The organism is Streptomyces sp. NPDC007162 (assembly GCF_040634175.1).
GTDB lineage: Bacteria > Actinomycetota > Actinomycetes > Streptomycetales > Streptomycetaceae > Streptomyces.
Map to the genome: position 1 here is coordinate 20,720 of NZ_JBEYFC010000066.1, position 6,690 is coordinate 27,409.

The window sequence follows — 6,690 nt, forward strand, 5'->3', positions numbered from 1 at the left end:
GCCCCCCTTGTTCATGCACGCGGACTCACGTACCCCAAAGATTTACCACAAGTTCGGCTGGTCGCGCGGCACGATCGGGGCGGCCGTCTCCGTCAACCTCGCGCTGTACGGGCTCACCGCGCCGTTCGCCGCCGCCCTGATGGACCGTTTCGGCATACGGCGTGTGGTCGCCGTCGCCCTGACCGTCATCGCGCTCGGCTCGGGCCTGACCGTGTGGATGACGGCGGCTTGGCAGCTGCTGCTCTGCTGGGGCCTGCTGGTCGGGCTCGGCTCCGGGTCGATGGCCCTCGCGTTCGCGGCCACCGTCACCAACCGCTGGTTCACCACCCGGCGCGGCCTGGTCACCGGCATCCTCACCGCCGCCTCCGCCTCGGGCCAGCTGATCTTCCTGCCGCTGCTGTCCTGGATCGTCGAGACGTACGACTGGCGCCCGGCCGCCGTCACCGTCGCCCTCGCCGCCCTCGCGGTCGTGCCCTTCGTCTGGCTGCTGCTGCGCGACCACCCGGCCGACGTGGGCCTCAAGCCGTACGGCGCGGACGAGTTCGTACCCAAGCCGCCGCCGGTCACCGGCGCCGCCCGCCGGACCGTCGGAGTGCTCCGCTCCGCCGTGCGCACCGGGCCCTTCTGGCTGCTCGCCGGCACCTTCGCGATCTGCGGCGCCTCCACCAACGGCCTGATCCAGACCCACTTCGTGCCCGCCGCCCACGACCACGGCCTGCCGATCACCGCGGCGGCCTCGCTGCTCGCGGTCATCGGCGTGTTCGACGTCGTCGGCACCATCGCCTCCGGCTGGTTCACCGACCGCTTCGAACCCCGCCGCCTGCTCGCCGTCTACTACGCCCTGCGCGGCCTCTCGCTGCTCTTCCTGCCGATGCTGCTCGGCCCGTCGATCCACCCGACGATGATCTTCTTCATCGTCTTCTACGGCCTGGACTGGGTCGCCACCGTCCCGCCCACCCTCGCCCTGTGCCGCGAGCAGTACGGCGAGGACAGCGCCATCGTCTTCGGCTGGGTCCTCGCCTCCCACCAGGTCGGCGCGGCCCTCGTCGCCTACCTCGGCGGCGTCGCCCGCGACGCCTTCGGCACCTACGACATGGTCTGGTACGCCTCCGGCGCCCTGTGCGCGGCGGCGGCCCTGATGGCCCTGGTGATCCGCCGCCGACCGGTGCCGTCCACGCCCGCTCTCGCCGTCTAGGCCTCCGGCTCCAGCCTGCCGAACCGCCCCCGGTGGAACAGCAGCGGTGCCTGGTCCGGGGTGCTTCCGTCGCCCGGGCCCAGGGCCCGCACGCGGCCGACCACGATCAGGTGGTCGCCGCCGGTGTGGACGGCGTGGATCGCGCAGTCGATCCACGCCGCGGCGCCGGCGAGGCGGGGTGCGCCCGAGGCGGGGGCCGCGTCGTACGCCACGCCCGCGAACTTGTCCGTGCCGCTCCTCGCGAAGGCGCGGCACAGCTCGCCCTGGCCCGCCCCGAGCACGTTGACGCAGAAGACGCCCGCGCGGGCGATGCGCGGCCAGGTGGCCGACGTGCGGGCGACCATGAAGCACACCAGGGGCGGGTCGAGGGAGAGGGAGGAGAAGGACTGGCAGGCGAATCCGGCGGGGGAGGGTTCGCCTTCGGCGGCCGGCGCGGTGACGACGGTCACCCCGGTCGCGAAGTTCCCGAGCACCCGCCGGAACTCCACCGGGTCGACCGGCGCCCGCTCGTCCGGCCGCACACACCGCAACTCCGGGCGCGGCAACGCCTCCACGGGCCCCGGCCCGGGAACCGACCTGAGATAACGAACGGCAGCCGCGGCCGCCCCAGCGTGTCCCATCACCCTTCCATTGAAGGTGACGGATCGTCAGATGGGAAGGGATGCGGCCGTCCTGTCACCGTCACCGGCCCCGGAACTCGGGGCTTCTGCGCTCCGTGAAGGCGCGTAGGCCCTCCTGGGCGTCGTGGGTTGCCATGTTGAGTTCCTGGGCGGCGGCCTCGGCGGTGAAGGCCGAGTTGCGGTCGCTGTCCAGGGACGCGTTGAGCAGCTGTTTCGTGAGGGCCAGGGTGCGGGTGGGGCCGGTGGCCAGGCGTACCGCCCACTCCCGGGCCGTCTTCGCCAGCTCCTCGTCCGGTACGACCCGGTTGACCAGGCCGAGACGCTCGGCCTCCGGCGCGCGGAGCGCGTCGCCGAAGAACATCAGCTCCTTGGCGCGGTGCGGGCCGACCAGCCGGGGGAGGAGGTAGGCGCCGCCGCCGTCGGGGACCAGGGCGCGGCGGACGAACACCTCGATGAAACGGGCCGACTCGGCGGCCAGGACCAGGTCGCAGGCGAGCGCGAGGTGGGCGCCGAGGCCGGCGGCGGTGCCGTTGACGGCCGCGATCACCGGTTTCTCGCAGTCGAGGACGGCGGCGATCAGGCGCTGGGCGCCGAGCCGGATGGTGCGGGCCACGTCACCGGGGAGCGGCGCGGCGGACCCCGAACCGCGCAGATCCGCACCCGCGCAGAAGCCCCGGCCGGTGCCGGAGAGCACCACCGCCCCCAGCTCCGGATCGGCGGAGGCGTCCGACAGCAGCCGGATGACCTCCTCCCGCTCGGCGGGGGTCACGGCGTTGAGGGCCTCGGGACGGTTGAGGGTGACGTACGCGACCCGCTCCGCCGTCACATACCGGACCGTGTCCATCAGCGGCACACCGCCAGCGCGTCCAGCGCCACCGCGCCCTGGCCCTGCTCCAGCACCATCAGCGGGTTGATGTCGAGTTCGGCGAGCCGGTCGCCCAGTTCCAGGGCCATGCGCTGGACGCGCAGGATCACCTCGACGAGCGCGTCGAGGTCGGCCGGCGGCCGCCCCCTGACCCCGTCCAGCAGGGGCCGCCCGCGCAGTTCGGCCAGCATGGACCGGGCCTGTTCCTCGCCGAACGGCGGGACCCGTACGGCCGCGTCGTGCAGCACCTCCACCAGCACCCCGCCGAGCCCCACCGTCACGGTCGGCCCGAAGAGGTCGTCGTGCGTGACCCCCACGACCATCTCCACCCCGCGCTCCACCATCTGGCAGACCAGCACCCCGTCGAGCGCGACCCCCTCGTAGCGGGCGATGTCGGTCAGCTCCCGGTAGGCGTCCCGGACCTGGCTCGCCGAGGTCAGCCCGATCTTCACCAGGCCCAGCTCGGTCTTGTGGGCGATCTGCCCGCCGGACGCCTTCATCACCACCGGGTAGCCGACCAGTCCGGCCGCGCGCACGGCCGCCGCCGCGCTGGTCACGAGCTGCTCGCGCGGCACCCGGATGCCGTACGCGCGCAGCAGCTGCTTCGCCGCGTGCTCGCTCAGCTGCTGTCCCGGCCGCATCAGCGCGAGCGCCTTGCGGTAGGAGGGCGAGAGGGTGCGCGGGGCCTCGTCGAAGGGGGAGCGGTAGTCGCTCACGAAGCGGTGGTGGTCGAGGTGGGCGCGGACGGCGGTCAGGCAGTTGCCGGCCGTGCGGAAGGTGGCCACCCGGGAGGAGCCGAGGAGGACGTCGCGGTAGGCGGCCTCGGTGCCGACCGGCGAGCCCCAGACCACGCAGACCAGCTTGTCGGTCGCCTCCGCCGCGTCCACCAGGTCCTGCACCAGCTTGTCGCTGAGCGGCGGGAAGGGGCCGGTGATCGGGCAGATCAGCACCCCGACCTCCGGGTCGGCGAGGATCGAGTCGATGATCTTACGGCCGCGCCAGTCGCCCACCGGGTGGCCGCCGTTGTCCACCGGGTTGGCCACGCTCAGGTACTCCGGTATCCACTGGTGCAGTTCGGCCTGCCGGGCCTCGGACAGCACCGGCAGCCTCAGCCCCAGCCCGGCGGCCAGGTCGGCGACGTGCGCGCCGGTGCCGCCCGAGATCGAGTAGACGACCACCCCGTCGGCGCGCGGCGCCCGCGCCCGGGCCAGCAGGGCGGCGGTGTCCTGGAGTTCGTCGAGGCCGTCGACGCGGATCACCCCGTACTGCCGCAGCGCCGCGTCGACCACGTCGTCCGCGCCGGTCAGCTTGCCGGTGTGGGAGGCGGCGGTGCGGGCGCCGGCCTCGGTGCGGCCGACCTTCACCGCGACCACCGGCACCCGGCGGCGGGCCGCGCGGTCGGCGGCCAGCAGGAAGGCGCGTCCGTCCTTGAGGCCCTCCACGTAGCAGGCGATGGCGCCGACCTCGGGACGCTCGGCGAAGTAGGAGATGAAGTCGGCGGTCTCCAGGTCGGCCTCGTTGCCGGTGGGCGCCCAGTGCGAGAGCCGGATGCCCAGCTCCTGCGCGGCGAAGACCGGGCGGCCCTGGTGGCCGGACTGGGTGATGAGGGCGATCGCGGGGCCCGCCAGGTCGTCGCGGAACCGCTCGAAGGCGTTGAGGTTGGTGTTCGGGCCGAGCAGGCGCAGCCCGGAGCGTCGTACGGCGGCCGCGAGGCGGGTCTGGGCGGCCGCGCCCTCCGCGCCGGTCTCCGCGAACCCGGAGGCGAAGGCGACCGCGAACCTGACCTTGGCCTCGGCCAGCTCCTCGATCACCGGGAGCGGGTCGGCGACCAGCAGGACGGCGAGATCGACCTGCTCGGGCAGGTCGGCGACGGCACGGACGCAGTCGATGCCGAAGACCGACGGCCGGGTGGGGTGCACCGGGTGCACCCGGGCCCCGACCCGCCCGGCCCAGTCGAGGAGCTGCCGGGTGATACCGGTGTTGGGCCGGCCCTCGGTGTCCGAGGCGCCGATCACGGCGACGGACTCGGGCCGGAAGAACCGGTCGAGATCCGGTACGTCCGCGTACAGCGGCCGGCCGCTGACGTCCAGGTCGTCCTCGTCGGAGGTCCGGCCGTGGACGGCGGGCCCGGGACGCTGCTCACCGCAGGCGATGGCCCGGGCCCGGCGGGAGTCGGTGGTGAGGGTGCCGTGGGTTGATCCAAGCATCGGTCCGCCCGCCTCTGTGTGACAGCACGATTCTTTGTGACAGCACGAAAAACTGACGCAGTGTCAGATTAACTGAACTGACACTGCGTCAGGAACTGGTCTGCACGCGAAGTTGAGGCCGAAAACGCTCTCCCGGTCACCCGAGGGCGGCCAGTACCTCTTTCGCCGCCCGCTCGCCCGACCGCACCGCTCCGTCCATGAAGCCCGTCCAGAACGTGGAGGTCTCCGTTCCGGCCCAGTGGATCCCGTCCACCGGTTTGCGCAGCGCGGCCCCGTACTCGGTCAGCACCCCGGGCGGTGCGTAGGCCACCGGGCCGCCCCGTGAGAAGCCCTCATTGTCCCAGCGCTGGAGCACGAAGGAGGTGGGGTTTTTGGCCTTGTCGCCGAAGTAGTTGGCGTAGTCCGCCAGGACGGCGGCCTTGATCTCGGCCTCGCCCGCCGCGTCGTACGCCCGCATCTCGTCGGCCTCGATGAAGCCCATCAGCGCCCCGTAGGAGCCGTCCGGCGGGGAGTTGTCGAAGGTCGAGCGGACCACGCCGGAGTCGCTGACGGCCTGCCCGTTGAGGCCGTCCGCCCGCCAGAAGGGGGTGTCGTACACGGCGATGGCCTTGCCGATCGAGCCCATCGGCATCCGCTGGGTGAGCTGGTCGCGGGCGGCCGGCAGCAGCGGGTCGTAGGTGATGCGGGCGGCCAGCGGGGGCGGCAGGGCGACGACGACGCGGGTCGCGGTGACCGTGATGCCGTCCGCCGTGACCACGTACGAGCCGCCCGACCTGGCGATCGAGCGGACCGGGGCGCTCAGCACCACCCGGTCGCCGAGGGTCGCCGCCAGCTTGATCGGGACCTGCTGGGAACCGCCGACGAAACGCGACTCCTGGGCGCCCGCCGCGGTGTCGGTGAGGCGCTCCAGGGTGCCGGCCGTGGACTCGTTGCCGGCGGCGGCGATGTAGTACAGGACGTAGAGGAGGGAGAGTTCGCGGGGCTGGGCCGAGAAGATCGACGTGCAGGCCAGGTCCAGGAGGAACTTGGCCGAGGGGATGACCGCGTTCGCGTTCAGCCAGCTCTCGAAGGTCTGCTTGTCCCACTCGGCGGCCTTGGGCGCGGTCCAGGGGGCGTCCACCGGCACCTGCGCGGCCATGCTGTCCAGTTCGGACTGCACGATCGCCGCGTTGGCGAGCCCGGCCGCGTCCACCGGCGGGACCGAACCGAGCAGTCCGCTGGTGTCGTACGGGGTGCGCTTGCCGTCCTTGTAGAGGAGGTTGTTGCCCGTGTTGTAGGTGGCGAAGGTCGCCACCCCCAGGGAGTCCGCGAGGGCCTTGATGCGGTCCTGGGTGGGGCCGATGAACTCGCCGCCGCCCTCGGTGTAACCCCCGTTGGCCAGCTTCAGGTTCACCACCCGGCCGCCGACCCGGTCCCGGGCCTCCAGGACGGCGACCGTCCGGCCGCCGGCCACCAGGTCGCGGGCCGCGGTGAGTCCGGCGATGCCGCCGCCGACGATCGCGACGTCGGCGGTCCGGGAGGCCGCCGCGGCGGCCGGGCCCGCGGAGACCGCGGTGAGGCCGACGGCCCCGGCGGCGGCACCGCCGAGAAGGGAGCGGCGGGAGAGCTGTCTTTCACGTGCCACGTGCGTCCTCCGTACGGAGCGAGAGGGGTGAAGCCGGAAAGTTGAGCAGGGCTCACATTCTGGTCTCGGGCACGGGCCTGGTGCTACCGCCGGTAACAAACAGCTCTCGTCGCATGCGTCACATCAGCAACACGACGTGTACGTAAGGAGGTTGAGGCTCTCTACGCCGTCCGCAGGCG

General features: G+C 72.9%; 5 protein-coding genes. 1 reads left to right on the top strand and 4 read right to left on the bottom strand.

Going from position 1 to position 6,690, the window contains the following annotated elements:
• The first annotated feature begins 13 nt into the window (after window positions 1–13).
• Complete coding sequence (locus tag ABZ646_RS11090; protein ID WP_360515949.1) at window positions 14–1,195, top strand: MFS transporter; 1,182 nt, start codon at window positions 14–16, stop codon at window positions 1,193–1,195.
• Here ABZ646_RS11090 and ABZ646_RS11095 read toward each other — a convergent pair.
• From ABZ646_RS11095 to ABZ646_RS11110, 4 genes are all read right to left on the bottom strand, one after another.
• The gene (locus ABZ646_RS11095) at window positions 1,192–1,815 is read right to left on the bottom strand and encodes a flavin reductase family protein (protein ID WP_360515952.1); all 624 of its coding nucleotides are present in this window, start codon (window positions 1,813–1,815) and stop codon (window positions 1,192–1,194) included. The two genes, ABZ646_RS11090 and ABZ646_RS11095, sit on opposite strands and share 4 nt — an antisense overlap.
• Window positions 1,816–1,876: 61 nt before the next feature.
• On the bottom strand, window positions 1,877–2,659 hold the full coding sequence (locus tag ABZ646_RS11100; RefSeq protein ID WP_360515955.1) for an enoyl-CoA hydratase-related protein: 783 nt from the start codon (window positions 2,657–2,659) through the stop codon (window positions 1,877–1,879).
• Window positions 2,659–4,887 carry an acetate--CoA ligase family protein gene (locus ABZ646_RS11105; RefSeq protein WP_360515958.1) on the bottom strand — a complete coding sequence of 743 codons (2,229 nt, stop codon included), beginning with the start codon at window positions 4,885–4,887 and terminating at the stop codon, window positions 2,659–2,661. The genes ABZ646_RS11100 and ABZ646_RS11105 overlap by 1 nt, the downstream gene beginning before the upstream one ends.
• Before the next feature lie 136 nt (window positions 4,888–5,023).
• On the bottom strand, window positions 5,024–6,511 hold the full coding sequence (locus ABZ646_RS11110; protein WP_360515960.1) for an FAD-dependent oxidoreductase: 1,488 nt from the start codon (window positions 6,509–6,511) through the stop codon (window positions 5,024–5,026).
• Between the last annotated feature and the right edge of the window lie 179 nt (window positions 6,512–6,690).